We start from the raw sequence: 17,306 nt of genomic DNA, 5'->3' as shown, positions 1-17,306 counted from the left end.
CGGGAGCGGCGCTACGCCTCGGTCTCGAGCTCGATGCCGACCGCGAGGGCGTCGCCCTCGGCGAAGTCGAGCGTCGCGATCCTGCCGACGGCCGCGAGGTCTCCCGCGGCGAGTCGGAGAGACGCGACGAGCTCGGCGGGCGCCGTCACCAGGGCGGAGCGGGCCGGCGTCTTCTGCGAGGCCTTCGCATCGGTTTTCGCGCGCCGGATGGCCGTGAGGACCGAGCTCGCCGCGGCCAGGACGGCGGGGTCGCCGCCCAGGCCCTCGACGGCCGGCCAGGGGCGCAGGTGCACCGAGTCGTCGTGCGACCACGACCAGGTCTCCTCCGTCGCGAACGGCAGGAACGGCGCGAACAGGCGCTGGAGGACGTCGAGCGCCCGGTGCAGGGCGGCCGCGGCGGACGCGCCGTCCTCGCTGTACGCGCGCTCCTTCACCAGCTCCAGGTAGTCGTCGCAGAACGTCCAGAAGAACGCCTCCGTCGTCTCGAGGGCGCGGGCGTGGTCGTAGTTCTCGAGCGCCGTCGTCGCGTCGGCGACCACGGTGTCGAGGGTGGCCAGCATGCTGAGGTCGAGCGAGTCGGTGACCTCGGCGCCCTCGGCGAGAGGGAAGCCGTGGATGAACTTCGCCGCGTTGAGGATCTTGATCGCCAGTCGGCGGCCGATCTTGATCTGCGTCGGGTTCTGCGGGTCGAAGGCCGCGTCGGTGCCCAGGCGCGAGGAGGCGGCCCAGTAGCGGACCGCGTCCGAGCCGTGCTGCTCGAGCATCGCGGCGGGAGTGACCACGTTGCCCTTCGACTTCGACATCTTCTTGCGGTCGGGGTCGACGATGAAGCCGGACACGGTCGCCGTGCTCCACGGGGCGCGGCCGTCCTCGAGCTGCGAGCGCAGGAGGGTCGAGAAGAGCCAGGTGCGGATGATGTCCTGGCCCTGCGGGCGCAGGTCGTAGGGAGCGACCAGCTGCCAGAGCTCGTCGTCGCGCTCCCAGCCGCCCGCGAGCTGCGGGGTCAGCGAGGAGGTCGCCCAGGTGTCCATCACGTCGAGCTCGCCCTGGAAGCCGCCCGCCGCTCCGCGCTGGTCCTCCGAGTAGCCGGGGGCCGGGTCGCTGGAGGGATCCACCGGCAGCGCCGCCTCGTCCGGCACGATCGGGGAGTCGAAGACGGGGTTGCCGTCGCCGTCGAGCGGGTACCACACCGGGATCGGCACGCCGAAGAAGCGCTGGCGCGAGATCAGCCAGTCGCCGGAGAGGCCGTTCACCCAGTTCTCGTAGCGGACGCGCATGAACTCCGGCACGAAGCGCACGTCGCGGCCGAGCTCCAGCAGGCGCTCCTTGAGCACCGCGTCGCGAGCGCCGTTGCCGATGTACCACTGGCGGGTCGACACGATCTCGAGCGGCTTGTCGCCCTTCTCGAAGAACTTGACCTGGTGGGTGATGGGGCGCGGGTCGCCGACCATCTCGCCGGACTCCTTCAGCAGCGCCACGACGGCCTGCTTCGCGGAGAAGACGGTCTTGCCGGCGAGCTGCTCATAGGCGGCGCGGCCCGCGTCGCTCGTGATCGCGGCGGGAGCCTCCGAGATCAGGCGGCCGTCGAAGCCGATGATCGCACGGTTGGGCAGGTCGAGCTCGCGCCACCAGACCACGTCCGTGATGTCGCCGAAGGTGCAGATCATCGCGATGCCCGAGCCCTTGTCCTTCTGCGCGAGGTGGTGCGCGAGCACCGGGACCTCGACGTCGAAGAGCGGCGTGCGGACGGTGGTGCCGAACAGCGCCTGGTAGCGCTCGTCGTCGGGGTGCGCGACGAGGGCGACGCAGGCGGGCAGCAGCTCGGGACGGGTCGTCTCGATGAAGACGTCCTCGCCGCCGTCGCGGTGGAAGCCGAGGCGGTGGTAGGCGCCGGGCTGGTCCTTGTCCTCGAGCTCCGCCTGGGCGACGGCGGTCCGGAAGGTGATGTCCCAGAGCGTCGGGGCCTGCGCCTGGTAGGCCTCGCCGCGGGCGAGGTTGCGGAGGAAGGCGCGCTGCGAGGCGGCCTGCGACTCGTCGCCGATGGTCCGGTAGCTCTGCGACCAGTCGACGGACAGGCCGAGGGCCCGCCAGACGTCCTCGAACTGCTTCTCGTCCTCGACGGTGAGGCGCTCGCACAGCTCGACGAAGTTGCGGCGCGAGATCGGCTTCTGGTCGGCGGCCTTGCTGCTCTTGTTGTCGCCGCCCTCGAACGGAGGCGTGAAGCCGGGCTCGTAGGGGAGCGTCGGGTCGCAGCGCACACCGTAGTAGTTCTGCACGCGGCGCTCGGTGGGCAGGCCGTTGTCGTCCCAGCCCATCGGGTAGAAGACGCTCTTGCCGCGCATCCGCTGGAACCGCGCGACGACGTCGGTGTGCGTGTAGGAGAAGACGTGCCCGATGTGCAGCGACCCGGACGCGGTGGGCGGCGGGGTGTCGATCGAGTAGACGTCGGCGCGGGTGAGGCCGGTGCGGTCGAACCGGTAGGTCCCGTCGGCATGCCAGCGGAGGCCCCACGTGCCCTCCAGGCCCTCGAGGGCGGGCTTCGCGGGGAGGCGGTCGGCGAGGGTCATGATGCTCCGGTTCGCTATGGGCGGCACCGTGTCGGTGGTGATGGTGCCTGGATGGGGGCTCCGGGGCGAGTCGCCCGCCGGCCGCGACGATTCTACCGGAGCGGCGGGAGCCGGGTCAGTCGACGACGGGGGCGAAGCCGGCGCGGACGGGCGCGAGCGCCTCGTCGAGGTAGGGCACGAGCTCGCCGCGGGTGGGGCCCGCCGCGGCCCAGGCCTGCACGGCCGCCACCGCGGCACCGACGCTCGCGTAGGCGATGGCGCGCGAGAGGTGCGAGGGCAGCGGGCGCGCGCTCCGCTCCTCCACGAAGCGGGCGATCACGGCCGCCTGCCGGGCGAGGCGGCCGAGGGCCGACGCCTGCAGCTCGTGGACGCTGCCGATCATCTCGGACTGGGTGAGCACCCACGGCACCGTCGCGGGTCCGAAGCCGGAGCCGATCGCGAGCAGCGCGTCGCCGAGCGCGTCCATCACCGGCGCCCCGGCCGCCGTCTCGGCCAGCGCCTCCGGGAGCTCGGCCAGCCGATCGTCGACCAGCACCCAGAAGACGTCGCTCTTGGACTCGAAGTAGTTGAAGAAGGTGTTGCGCGAGACGCCTGCGCGCTGGGCGATCTGCTCGATCGTCGTGCCCGCGTAGCTCTGCTCGACGAAGAGGTCCAGAGCGGCGTCCTCCAGCATGGAGCGCGACGACGCGCGGGGCCGTCCGCGCTGCACTCCTCGCACCATGAACCGCTCCTGCTCCGCTTCCCCCGACGCGCTAGGATAGCGCCGGACGACTTCGACCCGGCCATCACCGGTGAGTCTCCGGAAGAACGGCGCCGGCTCCGGCCTGCGCCCAGTAGACCCGGACGGGTGCGGCCCGTGACAGCCGATCGAGTGGGAACGCGTCAGCGGGCACTCCTCCGGGAGCGACCGGCCGACCGGTCCAAGCGAGGTGGTACCGCGACCCGGCCCGGGGTCTGAGATCCGGGCGGGCCGTCCTCGTGCAGACCAGCAGCACTGCCAGGAGACCGCACGTGACCTACCCCCTGACCCCGCCCACCCCGCACGGAGCCGAGCCAACCGAGGGCTCCGCGTTCGGCCGGGGCGTGTCCCCGTCGCCGCGCTTCCCCGAGATCGAGGAGCGCGTGCTCGCGTACTGGAAGGCGGACGACACCTTCCAGGAGTCGATCCGGCAGCGCGAGGGAGCGCCGGAGTGGGTCTTCTACGACGGCCCGCCCTTCGCGAACGGCCTGCCGCACTACGGGCACCTCCTCACCGGCTACGCCAAGGACGTCTTCCCCCGCTTCGAGACTATGCGCGGACGCCAGGTGCACCGCCGCTTCGGCTGGGACACCCACGGCCTGCCCGCCGAGCTCGAGGCGGAGCGGCAGCTCGGCATCACCGACAAGTCCCAGATCGAGGAGATGGGCGTCGCGGCCTTCAACGCCGCCGCGAAGGAGTCGGTGCTGCGCTACACCGGGGAGTGGCAGGACTACGTCACCCGCCAGGCGCGCTGGGTCGACTTCGACGACGACTACAAGACGCTCGACCCCACCTTCATGGAGTCGGTGATCTGGGCGTTCAAGCAGCTCTACGACAAGGGCCTCGCCTACGAGGGCCACCGCGTGCTGCCGTACTGCTGGCGCGACCAGACGCCGCTCTCGAACCACGAGCTGCGGATGGACGACGACGTCTACAAGATGCGCCAGGACCAGACGGTCACCGTCACCTTCCCGCTGGTCGGCGAGACGGCGGAGGCGCTCCAGCTGACGGCGGTCCGCGCTCTCGCGTGGACGACGACGCCGTGGACGCTGCCGACGAACCTCGCGCTCGCCGTCGGGCCCGACATCGAGTACGCGGTCGTCCCCGCCGGCCCGAACGGCGCGGCCGACGGCAGGGGCGAGCCCGAGGAGCGCGAGCTCTCGGCCGAGTACCTGCTCGCCATCGACCAGGTCGGCGCCTACGCGAAGGACCTCGGCTATCCGGACGCGGAGTCGGCCCTGGCCGCCGTCTCGCGCACCCACCGCGGCTCCGAGCTCGAGGGGATCAGCTACGACCGCCTCTGGGACCACTACGCGGACACCGAGGCCTGGGGCACGCAGAACGCGTGGCGCATCCTCGTCGCCGACTACGTGACCACCAGCGAGGGCACCGGCATCGTGCACCAGGCGCCCGCCTACGGCGAGGACGACCAGAAGGTCTGCGAGGCGGCGGGCATCCCCGTCATCATCTCGGTCGACGACGGCGGCCGCTTCCTGCCGCAGATCAGCGAGGTCGCCGGCCTCCAGGTCTTCGACGCGAACAAGCCCCTCACGCAGCTCCTGCGCGCGGGCCACCGGCTGCTCCGCCAGGCGAGCTACGAGCACTCGTACCCGCACTGCTGGCGCTGCCGCAACCCGCTGATCTACAAGGCGGTCTCGAGCTGGTTCGTCCGCGTCACCGCGATCCGCGACCGCATGGAGGAGCTCAACCAGGAGATCACCTGGGTCCCCGAGAACGTCAAGGACGGCCAGTTCGGCAAGTGGCTCTCGGGCGCGCGCGACTGGTCCATCAGCCGCAACCGCTACTTCGGCTCGCCGATCCCGGTGTGGAAGAGCGACGACCCGGAGTACCCGCGGATCGACGTCTACGGCTCGCTGGACGAGCTGGAGCGCGACTTCGGCGTGCGCCCGGACGACCTGCACCGGCCGTTCATCGACGAGCTGACCCGCCCGAACCCCGACGACCCGACCGGGCGCTCGACGATGCGCCGGATCAGCGACGTCCTCGACGTCTGGTTCGACTCCGGATCGATGCCCTTCGCCCAGGTGCACTACCCGTTCGAGAACGCGGACTGGTTCGACACCCACAACCCGGCGGACTTCATCGTCGAGTACATCGGGCAGACACGCGGCTGGTTCTACACGCTGCACGTGCTCTCCACCGCGCTCTTCGACCGCCCGGCGTTCCGCAACGTGGTCAGCCACGGCATCGTGCTGGGCAACGACGGGCAGAAGATGTCCAAGTCGCTGCGCAACTACCCGGACGTGGCCGAGGTCTTCGACCGCGACGGCTCCGACGCCATGCGCTGGTTCCTGATGTCGAGCCCGGTCCTCCGGGGCGGCAACCTCGTCGTGACGGAGGAGGGCATCCGCGAGGGCGTCCGCCAGGTGCTGCTGCCGCTGTGGAGCACCTGGTACTTCTTCTCCCTCTACGCCAACGCCTCGGCGGGCGGCGGCTACGAGGCGACCAGGCGCACCGGCTCCGAGGACGTCCTCGACCGCTACCTGCTGGCCAAGACCCGCGATCTGGTCGAGACGGTGACCGGCCGGCTCGAGGCGCTGGACTCCACGCTCGCGGCCGCCGCGCTCCGCGACTTCAGCGACGTGCTCACGAACTGGTACGTGCGCCGCTCCCGCGACCGCTTCTGGCAGGGCGTCGACGAGGACGGCCGCGGATCGGAGGCGTTCGACACGCTCTACACGGTCCTCGAGACCGTGTGCCGCGTCGCCGCCCCGCTCCTGCCTCTGGTCACGGAGCAGATCTGGCAGGGCCTGACCGGCGGCCGCAGCGTCCACCTCACCGACTGGCCGGAGGCGGACGAGTTCCCCGCCGACCCGGCGCTCGTGCACGCGATGGACGCGGTCCGCGGCATCTCGTCCACCGCGCTCTCCCTCCGCAAGCAGGCCGGGCTCCGCGTCCGCCTGCCGCTCGCGCGCCTGACCGTGGTGGTCGCCGACGCCGCCGAGCTCGCGCCGTTCGAGGCGATCCTCCGCGACGAGCTGAACGTGAAGGAGGTGTCGCTGGTGCCGCTGGTCGACTCCAGCGCCGCCGACTACGGCGTCACCTCCCGTCTCGCGGTCAACGCGCGCGCCGCCGGGCCCCGGCTCGGCAAGGGCGTGCAGACCGTGATCAGGGCCGCCAAGGCCGGCGACTGGAGCGAGACGGACGGTGTCGTCACCGCCGGCGGCGTCGAGCTGGTCGAGGGCGAGTACGAGCTCACGCTCGAGGTCGGCGGCTCGGCCGGCGACGACCGCGCCATCGCCCTGCTCCCGCGCGGGGGCTTCGTGCTCCTCGACACGGCGACCACCCCCGAGCTCGAAGCGGAGGGGCTCGCCCGCGACCTCATCCGCGCGGTGCAGGACGCCCGCAAGGCGGCCGGGTTCGAGGTCAGCGACCGGATCGTCCTGGAGGTCGTGCTCGACGAGCCGAGCCTGCAGGCGCTCGAGCCGCACGCGCTCTGGATCGCGGAGGAGACCCTCGCGACCGGATGCGCGTTCACTCCGCTCACCACGGCTCTCGAGGGCGGCGAGGGCGCGATCGCCGTCGGCCCCGCGGGCACCGCCATCATCCGCGTCGAGAAGGTCGAGGCCGCCGATGTCTGATCCGTTCGAGCCGGACGACGCCGACCGCGCGGCCGCCGACGCCGTCTACGCCGCGCTGCTGGAGCGCCTGGGCGAGGCGAGCGTCCGCCCGCGCCTCGCTCCGACCCGGCGCGCCGTCGAGATCCTCGGCGACCCGCAGCGCGCCTACCCGGTGATCCAGATCGCCGGAACCAACGGCAAGACCTCGACCAGCCGGATGATCGAGAGTCTGCTGCGCGCCCACGGGCTGCGGGTGGGCCTGTTCACCAGTCCGCACCTCGAGCGCTTCAACGAGCGCATCGTCATCGACGGAGAGCCGATCTCGGACCGGAGCCTCGCCGACAACTGGCAGGACGTCGAGCCGTACCTGCGGATGACCGACGCCGAGCTGGCCGAGCAGGGCGAGGCGCCGCTGTCCTTCTTCGAGGCGATCACCGTCCTGGCCTACGCGGCCTTCGCCGACGCGCCGGTCGATGTGGCCGTCGTCGAGGTGGGGATGGGCGGCGAGTGGGACTCGACGAACGTCGCCGACGCGCAGGTCGCCGTCTTCACGCCGATCGCCCTCGACCACACCGACCGCCTCGGCTCGACGATCGAGGAGATCGCGCGCACCAAGTCGGGCATCGTCAAGCCGCTCGCCTCGGTGGTCTCCGCGAGGCAGGTCCCCGAGGCGGAGGCGGTGCTGCGGCACGCGGCCGAGGCCACCGAGTCGACGATCGTCGTCGAGGGGGCGGAGTTCGACGTCGAGTCGACGACCGTCGCCGTCGGCGGCCAGGTCGTCACCGTGCGGGGACTCGTCACCACGTACGAGCAGCTGCTGCTGCCGTTCTTCGGCGACCACCAGGCCGAGAACGCCGCCGTGGCCGTCGCCGCGGTCGAGACGTTCCTGGGAGGCGGGACGCAGGAGCTCACCGGCGACGTCCTCGACGAGGGCTTCGCCGCCGCGACCTCCCCGGGCCGCCTGCAGCTCGTCGGACTCGCTCCGCGCACCGTCGTCGACGCGGCGCACAACCCGCACGGTGCCGCGTCCCTCGCCGCCGCTCTCGGCCGCTACTTCGACTTCGACCGCGTGACGGCCGTCCTCGGCGTGCTGGCCGAGAAGGACGCCGAGGGGATCCTCCGGGAGCTCCGCCCCGTGGTGGACGAGCTGATCGTGACCACGGCGCCGAGCGATCGGGCGATGCCCGCCGAGGAGCTCGCCGCGCTCGCCCGCACCGTGTTCCCGGAGGAGGCGGTCCGCGTCGCCGACGACCCGCTGGGTGCTCTCACGGCCGGTCGCGTCCTCGCGGCGCGCACCGACAAGGGCGCCCTGCTGGTCACGGGCTCGATCACCCTCGTCGGCCGCACGATCACCGCGGCCCGCGACGAGAACTGGCTGGGCGCGTGAGGGCCGGGCGCCCGCGGCGCTCGCGGACCGTCCGGGAGAGCCTCGGCTCGATCGTGCTCGGCTTCGAGGCGGTCATCGTCTTCCTCGCCACCCTGGTGGCCTTCGGGCTGAAGGCGGCCGACCCCGTGATCGTGCTGGTCGGGGGAGCGGTGGTCTGCCTCGCGCTCGTCGCCACTCTGGGCCTGCTGAACCGGCCGGTCGGCTTCCGCATCGGCTGGGTGCTGCAGTTCGTTATCGTGGCCTCGGGCCTGCTGGTCCCGATCATGTACGTGATCGGCGCCGCCTTCGTGGCGCTGTGGACGTACTGCATGGTGACCGGCACCCGCCTCGACGCTCAGACGCGCCGGGCGGCGGAGCCCACCGATCCCACCGAAGGAGACCGCTGAACCATGGCCACTCAGGAGACCCTCGTCCTCGTCAAGCCCGACGGCGTCGCCCGCAACCTCACCGGCGAGATCCTCCGCCGCATCGAGGCGAAGGGCTACTCCCTCGTCGACGTGAAGCTCGTCGAGGCCGACCGCGAGCTGCTCGCCGCCCACTACGCCGAGCACGAGGGAAAGCCCTTCTACGAGCCGCTCGTCGAGTTCATGGAGAGCGGCCCGATCGTCGCCCTGCGCATCGCGGGCGACCGTGTGATCGAGGGCTTCCGCGCCCTCGCCGGCACCACCGACCCGACCACGGCCACTCCCGGCACCATCCGCGGCGACCTCGGCCGCGACTGGGGCCTCAAGGTCCAGCAGAACCTCGTGCACGGGTCCGACTCCGAGGAGTCGGCCGCGCGCGAGCTCGGCCTCTGGTTCGCCTGAGCCGCTCGGCCGCCTGCCTCTGACGACGTCCGTCAGAGGTAGGCGAGCACGTTCAGCCTCACCTGCGCGATCACCGCGATCAGCAGGTAGCAGAGCAGCGTGATGAACGGGACCCAGCCGTAGGCGGCACCGGCGAAGCGGCGCACCCCGGCGGGGACGGGGAACACGCCCTCACGGAGGTTGCGGAGCGTCACCAGCCAGAAGCCCGGGATGACGACGGCCCAGGTGAGCATGCACCAGGGGCAGAGCGTTCCGAGCGCGAAGACGCTCGTCGCGATGAGCCAGCCCACGAACACCAGTGCCAGCAGGAAGCCGACGTTGAAGGCCGCCCAGAACCACCGGTCGAACCGGGCGCCCGCGAGCAGGCCCAGCCCCACCACGATCGGCGCGATCCAGGCCGCCAGGCCGATGAGAGGGTTCGGGAAGCCGAAGACCGCGCCCTGCACCGAGTTCAGGTTCGCACTGCACTGCACGAGCAGGCTGAAGTCGCAGCCGAGGCCCGCATCCGGGTTCTCGAGAGCGGCGAACTTGTCGTTCGTGAGGGCGAAGGCGGCGGTCCAGCCGATCACGCCGAGGACGATCAGCAGGACGGCGAAGACGACGGGGCGCTGCTGGGTGGGGGCGTCGCGCACCCCGGGATCGCTGGACACCGGGGGATTATGGCACGCGCCGGATCGGCGCCTCTGGGAATGCGTGCGATAATCGGAGCCGTCGGTCCGGGGGACCCCGCATCGACGCGAAGAAGGTTTACCGGGCGAGTACCGGGCCACAGGAGATCGACAGCGTTCCGCGAATGGACGCGCCGGATCTCCGCTCCGCCGGGAGTCGACCGCAGGTCGCACCGCGGAGGAGCGAGTGTCGGATAGTCAGTTCCGAGAGTGCAGCTGCAACCGGAGTCCCGCGCCACGAGCGCGACGGGACCGGGGGAGCGGAAGGATTCGCGGCGGGCCGAGGCCCCTCGCACGAGAGAAGCATCCGGGAAGACGACGCGGCGGACGACCCGGCCGAGGAGTGCACCAGGAATGGTGGAAGACAACAGTACGAGCGGATCCGATCGGGACCGCGACGAGCCCCGCAGCGGGGCCAGGAAGATCAGCCGCCTCTTCGGTGGCCGCCGGGCTACCCGGCGGACCGAGTCGAGCGCGCCAGCGACAGGGGAGACGATCATCGACAGCAACGAGACCGACCAGACCGGAGCCGAGGGCACCGAGCTGCCCGAGACCGGGAGCGCCGCGGAGGCGGCCGAGCCGTCGACGTCGACGGGCGCGGTGTTCTTCAACGCCCTCCCGCAGACTCCGGGCGCCGAGCAGGAGGAGCCGCGACGGCCCGCACTGCCGAGCCCGTCGCTGCTGTTCCAGGCGCCGGTCCTGCCCGACTACGTCGAGCTGGCTCCGCTGCCTCCCCGCGGTGCGCCGCTGGGCGTCCAGGAGGAGCGCGAGAGCCCGGCCGAGGAGCAGGGCTCCGTCCGCCGCCGCTCGCGCCGCCGCAGCGGCGAGAGCGAGAGGTCCGGCTCCGACGACCCCGAGAACACCGTCGTCCGGGTCCGCCAGCCGCGCGAGCAGCGCGAGGCCCGCGAGCCCGAGCTCATCACCGAGCCGCAGCGCATCAAGGGCTCGACCCGCCTCGAGGCCAAGAAGCAGCGCCGCCGCGACGGCCGCGACGCCGGCCGGCGCCGCACGGTCGTCACCGAGTCCGAGTTCCTCGCCCGCCGGGAGGCGGTCGACCGCGTCATGGTCGTCCGCTCGAAGGAGGACAGCATCCGCATCGGCGTGCTCGAGGACGGCGTCCTCGCCGAGCACTACGTCGCCCGCTCGCAGGAGGCGTCGCTCATCGGCAACGTCTACCTCGGCCGCGTGCAGAACGTCCTCCCGAGCATGGAGGCCGCCTTCGTCGACATCGGACGCGGGCGCAACGCAGTGCTCTACTCCGGCGAGGTCGACTGGGACGCCGCGAACAACGCCGGCGGCCCCCGCCGGATCGAGCTCGCGCTCAAGCCCGGCGACCGGGTCCTCGTCCAGGTCACGAAGGACCCCGTCGGCCACAAGGGCGCCCGTCTCACGAGCCAGATCTCGCTCCCCGGCCGCTACCTCGTCTACGTGCCCAACGGTTCGATGAACGGCATCTCGCGGAAGCTCCCGGACACCGAGCGCGCCCGCCTGAAGAAGATCCTCAAGGAGGTGCTGCCCGAGAACGTGGGCGTCATCGTCCGGACCGCGGCCGAGGGCGCCACGGAGGAGCAGCTGACCGTCGACGTCGAGCGCCTGACCGCGCAGTGGACGGCTCTCAGCGCGAAGGCCGCGAGCGGGCAGGCTCCCGCTCTCCTGCACAGCGAGCCGGACCTGCTGATCAAGATCGTCCGCGACGTCTTCAACGAGGACTTCGAGAAGATGGTCATCGCCGGCGACGACGCCCGCGAGACCATCGAGCTCTACCTCAGCCAGGTCGCACCCGATCTGCTCGAGCGCGTCGAGGTCTACACGGGTGACAAGGACGCGTTCGACGAGTTCCGCATCACGGAGCAGATCGAGAAGGCGCTGGAGCGCAAGGTGTGGCTGCCCAGCGGCGGCTCGCTCGTGATCGACCGCACCGAGGCGATGACGGTGGTCGACGTCAACACCGGCAAGTTCGTCGGCTCGGGCGGGAACCTCGAGGAGACGGTCACGAAGAACAACCTGGAGGCGGCCGAGGAGATCGTCCGCCAGCTGCGCCTGCGCGACATCGGCGGCATCATCGTCGTCGACTTCATCGACATGGTGCTCGAGTCCAACCGCGACCTCGTGCTCCGCCGCCTGGTCGAGTGCCTGAGCCGCGACCGGACGAAGCACCAGGTCGCCGAGGTCACCTCGCTCGGCCTCGTGCAGATGACCCGAAAGAAGCTGGGCCTGGGCCTGCTCGAGACCTTCAGCGAGAACTGCGAGATCTGCGCCGGGCGCGGCGTCATCGTCCACCACGACCCCGTGCTCAAGCACCGGTCGACCGCCGCTCCGCAGCAGGAGCAGCGCCGCCGGGGCAAGGGCGGCGAGCAGCAGCCCGCCGCCTCCGGGCGCTCGAACGGCGGGCAGAACGGGCAGGGCGCGCCGGCGACCAAGCCGATCAGCACCCACGCCATCACGGACGACGCGAAGAACGCGCTCGCGCAGATCGCCGCCAGCACCATCCACCCCCAGGCCGTGCGCCAGGCGGCGGAGGAGGCGGCCGCGCTGGTCGAGGACGCCGCCGAGACCGTCGAGGCCATGGCGCCGGAGGAGTCCGCCACGGCACCCGAGGAGCAGCCGTCCGAGCCGAGTCGTCGCGGCGAGCGTCCCGCCCGGGGCGAGCGCCGTCGTCGCAGCCGCGACCGCGAGCCGCGCCAGGAGGCCGCCGAGACGGCGGCCGTCGAGTCGGCTCCCGTCGAGACCCCGGTCGAGAAGGAGATCGAGCCGGCCGCTGCCGCGCCGATCCTCGACATCCCGATCGCGCCGGTCACGCCTCCGCGCCGCGTCCGCAGCGAGGTCGCCGAGCACCTGCTCGACTCCGTGCTCGACGCTCTGCCGGCCCCGAAGCAGCCCGGCCAGGGCCGTGCGAAGAGCCGGCGCGTCACGACGGCCGCGCTCACCGGAGTCGCGGTCATCCCCGAGCAGACCCCGCGCCGCGCCGACCAGTAGCGCGACCCGGTGTCAGGAGGGCCCGGTGCCCGGCGAGAGCCGGCGCCGGGCCCTCTCGGCGTCCCGGTCGCGCCCGCGGACGCGGAGCCCGCTCCGCCTCAGCCGCTCGACCAGCTCCCGCGCGCCGACGGGGACCGCGCCCGCGGCGACGAACTCGTCGATCCGCTCCTCGGGCACGTCGTAGTGGTCCAGGTCGAAGCCGCGCTCGGGCACGCCGAGACGGCGCGCGAAGTCGTGGAGCTCCTCGAGCGAGACGTCGCTCACGAGGTGCGCCCACAGCCGGCCGTGCGCCGGCCAGCGCGCGGCGTCGACGAGGATGGCCATTCCCCGATCGTAGGCGGCGCGCCGTCCGTCCACGCGCCTCCTCCTCGACTATCGTGACGGGGTCGCCGGTCGGGTGGACACGGCTTCGCAGTCGTGTGCGTTTGACCGTGGAGCGCGGATCCCGTACTCTTGACCGTTGGTGTGGCGCGATCCATGTGCTCACGCAGATTTCCGTTGTCGCTCCGCCCCTCACGGGGCGCGGGCCGCGGTGCCGGTTCCCTCGTGTCGTGAGGAGACGGGTACGAACCGGAAGACCGGGGCTCAGCCCCGTCCCTACAAGCCCCGGACGAGGCCTCCGCTCCGTCCAGACGAGAAACAGGTACGAGAAGTGGTTTACGCAGTTGTGCGCGCCGGCGGTCGGCAGGAGAAGGTCGAGGTCGGCACCATCGTGACGATGGACCGCGTCAAGGCCGACGAGAACGGCACCGTGCAGCTTCCTGCCGTGCTGCTCGTCGACGGTGAGTCGATCACCTCGGACGCGGCGACCCTCGCGGGCGTCACCGTCACCGCCGAGGTGCTCGAGGACCTCCGTGGTCCGAAGATCATCATCCAGAAGTTCAAGAACAAGACCGGTTACAAGAAGCGCCAGGGGCACCGTCAGGACCTCACGCGCGTCAAGGTCACTGGCATCAAGTAGTCCTGCAAAGGAATTGAGCTGACCTGCGGAGCGAGCCATCGCCCTGCAGGGCAACAGTACGGGGCTGCGGCCCCCCGGTCTCGAGGAGATGAGAAATGGCACACAAGAAGGGCGCGAGCTCCACTCGCAACGGTCGCGACTCGAACGCGCAGCGTCTCGGCGTCAAGCGCTTCGGCGGCCAGGTCGTGAACGCGGGCGAGATCATCGTCCGCCAGCGCGGCACGCACTTCCACCCCGGCGCGAACGTCGGACGCGGTGGCGACGACACCCTGTTCGCCCTCTCGGCGGGCGCTGTCGAGTTCGGCAGCAAGGGCGGCCGCAAGGTCGTCAACATCGTGGCGGCCGCCCAGTAGGGTCGACCTCCTCGGCCGCACAGGCACAGGACGCAAGGGGCGGGCTTCGGCTCGCCCCTTGCGCGTTTACCGGGGCACAGCCCCCCGGCGCCGGCATCCCGGCGCCGCACGCACTCACGGACGGATTCACACCATGGTCACCTTCGTCGACAACGTCACGCTGCATCTGCGTGCCGGCCACGGCGGCAACGGCTGCGTCTCCGTCCGTCGCGAGAAGTTCAAGCCGCTCGCCGGCCCCGACGGCGGCAACGGCGGGCACGGGGGCGACATCGTCCTCGTCGCCGACCCGCAGACGACGACGCTGCTCGCCTACCACCGCCACCCGCACCGCAGCTCCGAGAACGGCGGTCCCGGCATGGGCGACCACCGCGCGGGCGGGAACGGCGAGCTCATGGAGCTCCCCGTCCCGGTCGGCACGGTCGTCAAGTCGCCCGACGGCGACCAGTTGATCGACATGGACGAGCCGGGCCTCCGGTTCGTCATCGCTCCGGGCGGGCAGGGCGGGCTCGGCAACGCCTCGCTCGCCACCACGAAGCGCAAGGCGCCCGGCTTCGCGCTGCTCGGCACGCCGGGCTGGGAGGGCGACGTCGTCCTCGAGCTGAAGACCGTCGCGGACGTCGCGCTCGTCGGGTTCCCCTCGGCGGGCAAGTCGAGCCTCGTCGCGGCGATCTCGGCGGCCAAGCCGAAGATCGCGGACTACCCGTTCACGACCCTCGCGCCCAACCTCGGCGTCGTGCAGGCGGGGGAGTCGCGGTTCACCGTCGCCGACGTGCCCGGTCTCATCGAGGGCGCGAGCGAGGGCAAGGGCCTGGGCCTGGAGTTTCTCCGCCATGTCGAGCGCTGCACCGCGCTCGTCCACGTGCTCGACTGCGCCACGCTCGAGCCCGGCCGCGACCCGCTGACCGACCTCGACATCATCCTCGGCGAGCTGGCGGCGTACCCCGTCGGCGACGGACAGGTGCCGCTGATCGAGCGCCCGCAGCTGATCGCGCTCAACAAGGTCGACGTGCCCGAGGCCCAGGAACTGGCCGACTTCGTCCGGGCCGACCTCGAGGGCCGCGGCTACCGCGTGTTCGAGATCTCGACGGTCAGCCACTCGGGACTCCGCCAACTGACGTTCGCCCTCGCCGAGATCGTCGAGAAGCACCGCCTCGAGCTCGCCGCCGTGCCGCGGGTGGAGCGCATCACCATCCGCCCCCGCGCCGTGGACGAGAAGGACTTCGAGATCCGGGTCGAGGGCGGCTCGTACGGCTACGTGTACCGGGTCCTGGGCACCAAGCCCGTGCGCTGGGTCGCGCAGACCGACTTCACGAACGACGAGGCCGTCGGCTTCCTCGCCGACCGCCTGGCCAAGCTCGGAGTCGAGAACGGCCTGTTCTCGGCTGGAGCGGTCGCCGGCTCCACCGTCGTCATCGGCCCCGGCGACGGCGTCGTCTTCGACTGGGAGCCGACCCTCACCTCGACGGCCGAGCTCATCACCGCGCCCCGCGGAACGGACCTCCGCCTCGAGGACAACCGGCGCAAGACCCGCAACGAGCGTCGCGAGGACTACTTCGAGCGGATGGACGCCAAGGCCGAGGCCCGCGCGGAGCTCGAGCGCGAGCGCCAGGGCGGCGTCTGGCGCGTCGCCGACGAGGGCGACGGCACGGAGGCCGGCGAGGAGAGCTGACTCCCGCCGCCGGGGTCGTCTGCCTCTACACTGGCCGGATGCCGCAGACGACCCCCGACAGCAGTGCGCTGACCGAGCGGTTCGCCGCTTCCCGCGTCGCGTCGCGCTCCCTCCGCAGTGCGACCACCGACCTCAAGAACCGGGCTCTGCTCGCCATCGCCGACGCGGTGCGCTCGAGCGCCGCGCGCGTCGTCCCGGCGAACGAGCTCGACCTCCAGCGGGGTCGCGAGAGCGGGATGAGCGCGGGCCTGCAGGACCGCCTCCGCCTCGATGCGGCGCGCCTGGGGTCCCTCGCCGACGCCGTCGTCGCGGTCGTCGGGCTCACCGATCCGGTCGGGCAGACGGTGCGGGGATCGAACCTGCCCAACGGCGCCTCCCTCACCCAGGTGCGGGTCCCGTTCGGCGTGGTCGGAGCGATCTACGAGGCGCGCCCGAACGTCACCATCGACATCGCGGCGCTCGCCCTCAAGAGCGGGAACGCCGTGATCCTGCGTGGAGGCACGGCCGCGGAGAACACGAACCGCGTCCTGGTGGAGCTGCTGCAGGAGGCCGTCGCCTCCGTCGGCCTGCCCGCCGAGCTGGTGCAGACGGTCGACGACCACGGCCGCGAGGGCGCGAAGGCCCTCATGCGAGCGCGCGGCTACGTCGACGTCCTGGTGCCGCGGGGGAGCGCGGGCCTCATCGAGTCGGTCGTGACGGAGTCGACGGTCCCCGTGATCGAGACGGGCGCCGGAGTCGTCCACGTCTTCCTCGACGCCAGTGCCGACGAGCAGTGGGCCGTGGACATCGTCCACAACGCCAAGGTGCAGCGTCCGAGCACCTGCAACGCCCTCGAGACCCTCCTCGTCCACCGCGACGCCGCCGAGCGCCTCCTCCCGCCCGTCCTCGGCCGGCTCGCGGAAGCGGGAGTGACCGTGCACGGCGACGAGCGCGTCGCGGCGCTCTGGCCCGACGCGGTGCCCGCCACCGACGAGGACTGGTCCGCGGAGTACTACTCGCTCGACGTCGCCGTCGCGATCGTCGACGACCTCGACGCCGCGATGGGCCACATCGACCGGTACTCCACCCACCACACCGAGTCGATCGTGACGAACGACCTCCGGAGCGCCGAGCGCTTCCTCGCCGAGGTCGACTCCGCGGTCGTGATGGTCAACGCCTCCACCCGCTTCACCGACGGCGGCGAGTTCGGGTTCGGCGCCGAGGTCGGCATCTCGACGCAGAAGCTGCACGCTCGGGGCCCCATGGGTCTTCCCGAGCTGACCAGCACGAAGTGGATGCTGCGCGGCGCGGGACAGGTCCGCGCCTAGCGCCCGGACCGGCGATCCGCCGTCGAGCGGCGTCCGGGTAGACTCGTCGGAGCCCCGCCGGGGCGACCACGACCTCCAAGGAGCACTGCATGTCCCTCGCGACGACCGTCCTCGCCGAAGCAGCGGCCCACACGGAGCTGCCGTTCCCCCCGATCGTCTTCGGCCTGATCGCCGCCGTCGCCTTCACGGCCCTCGGCTTCGTCACCTGGAGCTACCGGGACGTGGCGAACCGCCACTCGCACAAGACCGGCGCCGGCTCCCACGACCAGCACGGTCACGGACACTAGGCGGG

Annotated in this window: 14 protein-coding genes; 10 read left to right on the top strand and 4 right to left on the bottom strand. The window is 71.8% G+C overall.

The genetic code is table 11. The features are described 5' to 3' along the window. Positions 1-11: 11 nt before the first annotated feature. Together valS and C5C63_RS06665 are read right to left on the bottom strand one after the other, a co-directional pair. Positions 12-2,567, bottom strand: coding sequence for a valine--tRNA ligase (gene valS / locus C5C63_RS06670; RefSeq protein ID WP_104325731.1), 2,556 nt, complete (start codon positions 2,565-2,567; stop codon positions 12-14). Between the two features lie 115 nt (positions 2,568-2,682). Continuing rightward, entirely contained in the window at positions 2,683-3,288 is a 606-nt protein-coding gene (locus tag C5C63_RS06665; protein WP_104239720.1) for a TetR/AcrR family transcriptional regulator, read from the bottom strand. Between the two features lie 290 nt (positions 3,289-3,578). On the opposite strand from C5C63_RS06665, the gene ileS reads away from it, so the two are divergent. From ileS to ndk, 4 genes are read left to right on the top strand one after another with little or no spacing between them, the layout of a single operon-like run. Continuing rightward, positions 3,579-6,908 (top strand): isoleucine--tRNA ligase, encoded by a 3,330-nt coding sequence (gene ileS, locus C5C63_RS06660; protein ID WP_374954092.1) that lies wholly within the window; start codon positions 3,579-3,581, stop codon positions 6,906-6,908. Continuing rightward, on the top strand, positions 6,901-8,274 hold the full coding sequence (locus C5C63_RS06655) for a folylpolyglutamate synthase/dihydrofolate synthase family protein (protein WP_104223687.1): 1,374 nt from the start codon (positions 6,901-6,903) through the stop codon (positions 8,272-8,274). The genes ileS and C5C63_RS06655 overlap by 8 nt, the downstream gene beginning before the upstream one ends. Beyond that, entirely contained in the window at positions 8,271-8,660 is a 390-nt protein-coding gene (locus C5C63_RS06650) for a DUF4233 domain-containing protein (protein ID WP_258060376.1), read from the top strand. The genes C5C63_RS06655 and C5C63_RS06650 overlap by 4 nt, the downstream gene beginning before the upstream one ends. 3 nt (positions 8,661-8,663) lie before the next feature. Then, positions 8,664-9,080 (top strand): nucleoside-diphosphate kinase, encoded by a 417-nt coding sequence (gene ndk, locus C5C63_RS06645; RefSeq protein ID WP_104325730.1) that lies wholly within the window; start codon positions 8,664-8,666, stop codon positions 9,078-9,080. A gap of 32 nt (positions 9,081-9,112) precedes the next feature. On the opposite strand, the gene C5C63_RS06640 is transcribed toward ndk, so the two are convergent. Further along, positions 9,113-9,730 (bottom strand): vitamin K epoxide reductase family protein, encoded by a 618-nt coding sequence (locus C5C63_RS06640; RefSeq protein ID WP_258065401.1) that lies wholly within the window; start codon positions 9,728-9,730, stop codon positions 9,113-9,115. A gap of 372 nt (positions 9,731-10,102) precedes the next feature. On the opposite strand from C5C63_RS06640, the gene C5C63_RS06635 reads away from it, so the two are divergent. Next, entirely contained in the window at positions 10,103-12,724 is a 2,622-nt protein-coding gene (locus tag C5C63_RS06635; protein ID WP_104292151.1) for an Rne/Rng family ribonuclease, read from the top strand. A 12-nt stretch (positions 12,725-12,736) separates the two neighbouring features. Here C5C63_RS06635 and C5C63_RS06630 read toward each other — a convergent pair whose 3' ends face one another. Next, positions 12,737-13,048 (bottom strand): DUF4031 domain-containing protein, encoded by a 312-nt coding sequence (locus tag C5C63_RS06630; protein WP_104325729.1) that lies wholly within the window; start codon positions 13,046-13,048, stop codon positions 12,737-12,739. A 328-nt stretch (positions 13,049-13,376) separates the two neighbouring features. Here C5C63_RS06630 and rplU point away from each other — a divergent pair, with 328 nt between their 5' ends. The 5 genes from rplU to C5C63_RS06605 all read left to right on the top strand — a co-directional run bounded on the left by rplU (position 13,377) and on the right by C5C63_RS06605 (position 17,301). Then, complete coding sequence (gene rplU / locus C5C63_RS06625; RefSeq protein ID WP_104223682.1) at positions 13,377-13,685, top strand: 50S ribosomal protein L21; 309 nt, start codon at positions 13,377-13,379, stop codon at positions 13,683-13,685. Positions 13,686-13,780: 95 nt separating this feature from the next. Continuing rightward, positions 13,781-14,038: a 50S ribosomal protein L27 gene (gene rpmA / locus C5C63_RS06620; RefSeq protein WP_068209107.1), complete on the top strand. Its 258-nt coding sequence runs from the start codon at positions 13,781-13,783 to the stop codon at positions 14,036-14,038. Between the two features lie 133 nt (positions 14,039-14,171). Next, complete coding sequence (gene obgE / locus C5C63_RS06615; RefSeq protein ID WP_104325728.1) at positions 14,172-15,707, top strand: GTPase ObgE; 1,536 nt, start codon at positions 14,172-14,174, stop codon at positions 15,705-15,707. A gap of 38 nt (positions 15,708-15,745) precedes the next feature. Then, positions 15,746-17,014 carry a glutamate-5-semialdehyde dehydrogenase gene (locus C5C63_RS06610; RefSeq protein ID WP_104325727.1) on the top strand — a complete coding sequence of 423 codons (1,269 nt, stop codon included), beginning with the start codon at positions 15,746-15,748 and terminating at the stop codon, positions 17,012-17,014. Between the two features lie 89 nt (positions 17,015-17,103). After that, positions 17,104-17,301 (top strand): hypothetical protein, encoded by a 198-nt coding sequence (locus tag C5C63_RS06605; protein WP_104223679.1) that lies wholly within the window; start codon positions 17,104-17,106, stop codon positions 17,299-17,301. Positions 17,302-17,306: the final 5 nt, after the last annotated feature.

This window comes from Rathayibacter sp. AY1B8, assembly GCF_002932775.1.
Classification (GTDB): domain Bacteria; phylum Actinomycetota; class Actinomycetes; order Actinomycetales; family Microbacteriaceae; genus Rathayibacter.
The sequence above is the reverse complement of the archived record's forward strand: the minus strand, read 5'-3'. Positions and strand labels throughout refer to the sequence as shown.

What these genes read in the sequence shown, in the direction of transcription:
- C5C63_RS06630 (WP_104325729.1), bottom strand. Translation starts at nt 13,048, where the DNA reads ATGGCCATCCTCGTCGACGCCGCGCGCTGGCCGGCGCACGGCCGGCTG.
- C5C63_RS06635 (WP_104292151.1), top strand. Translation starts at nt 10,103, where the DNA reads ATGGTGGAAGACAACAGTACGAGCGGATCCGATCGGGACCGCGACGAG.
- obgE (WP_104325728.1), top strand. Translation starts at nt 14,172, where the DNA reads ATGGTCACCTTCGTCGACAACGTCACGCTGCATCTGCGTGCCGGCCAC.
- C5C63_RS06655 (WP_104223687.1), top strand. Translation starts at nt 6,901, where the DNA reads ATGTCTGATCCGTTCGAGCCGGACGACGCCGACCGCGCGGCCGCCGAC.
- rpmA (WP_068209107.1), top strand. Translation starts at nt 13,781, where the DNA reads ATGGCACACAAGAAGGGCGCGAGCTCCACTCGCAACGGTCGCGACTCG.
- valS (WP_104325731.1), bottom strand. Translation starts at nt 2,567, where the DNA reads ATGACCCTCGCCGACCGCCTCCCCGCGAAGCCCGCCCTCGAGGGCCTG.
- C5C63_RS06610 (WP_104325727.1), top strand. Translation starts at nt 15,746, where the DNA reads ATGCCGCAGACGACCCCCGACAGCAGTGCGCTGACCGAGCGGTTCGCC.
- ndk (WP_104325730.1), top strand. Translation starts at nt 8,664, where the DNA reads ATGGCCACTCAGGAGACCCTCGTCCTCGTCAAGCCCGACGGCGTCGCC.
- C5C63_RS06605 (WP_104223679.1), top strand. Translation starts at nt 17,104, where the DNA reads ATGTCCCTCGCGACGACCGTCCTCGCCGAAGCAGCGGCCCACACGGAG.
- C5C63_RS06665 (WP_104239720.1), bottom strand. Translation starts at nt 3,288, where the DNA reads ATGGTGCGAGGAGTGCAGCGCGGACGGCCCCGCGCGTCGTCGCGCTCC.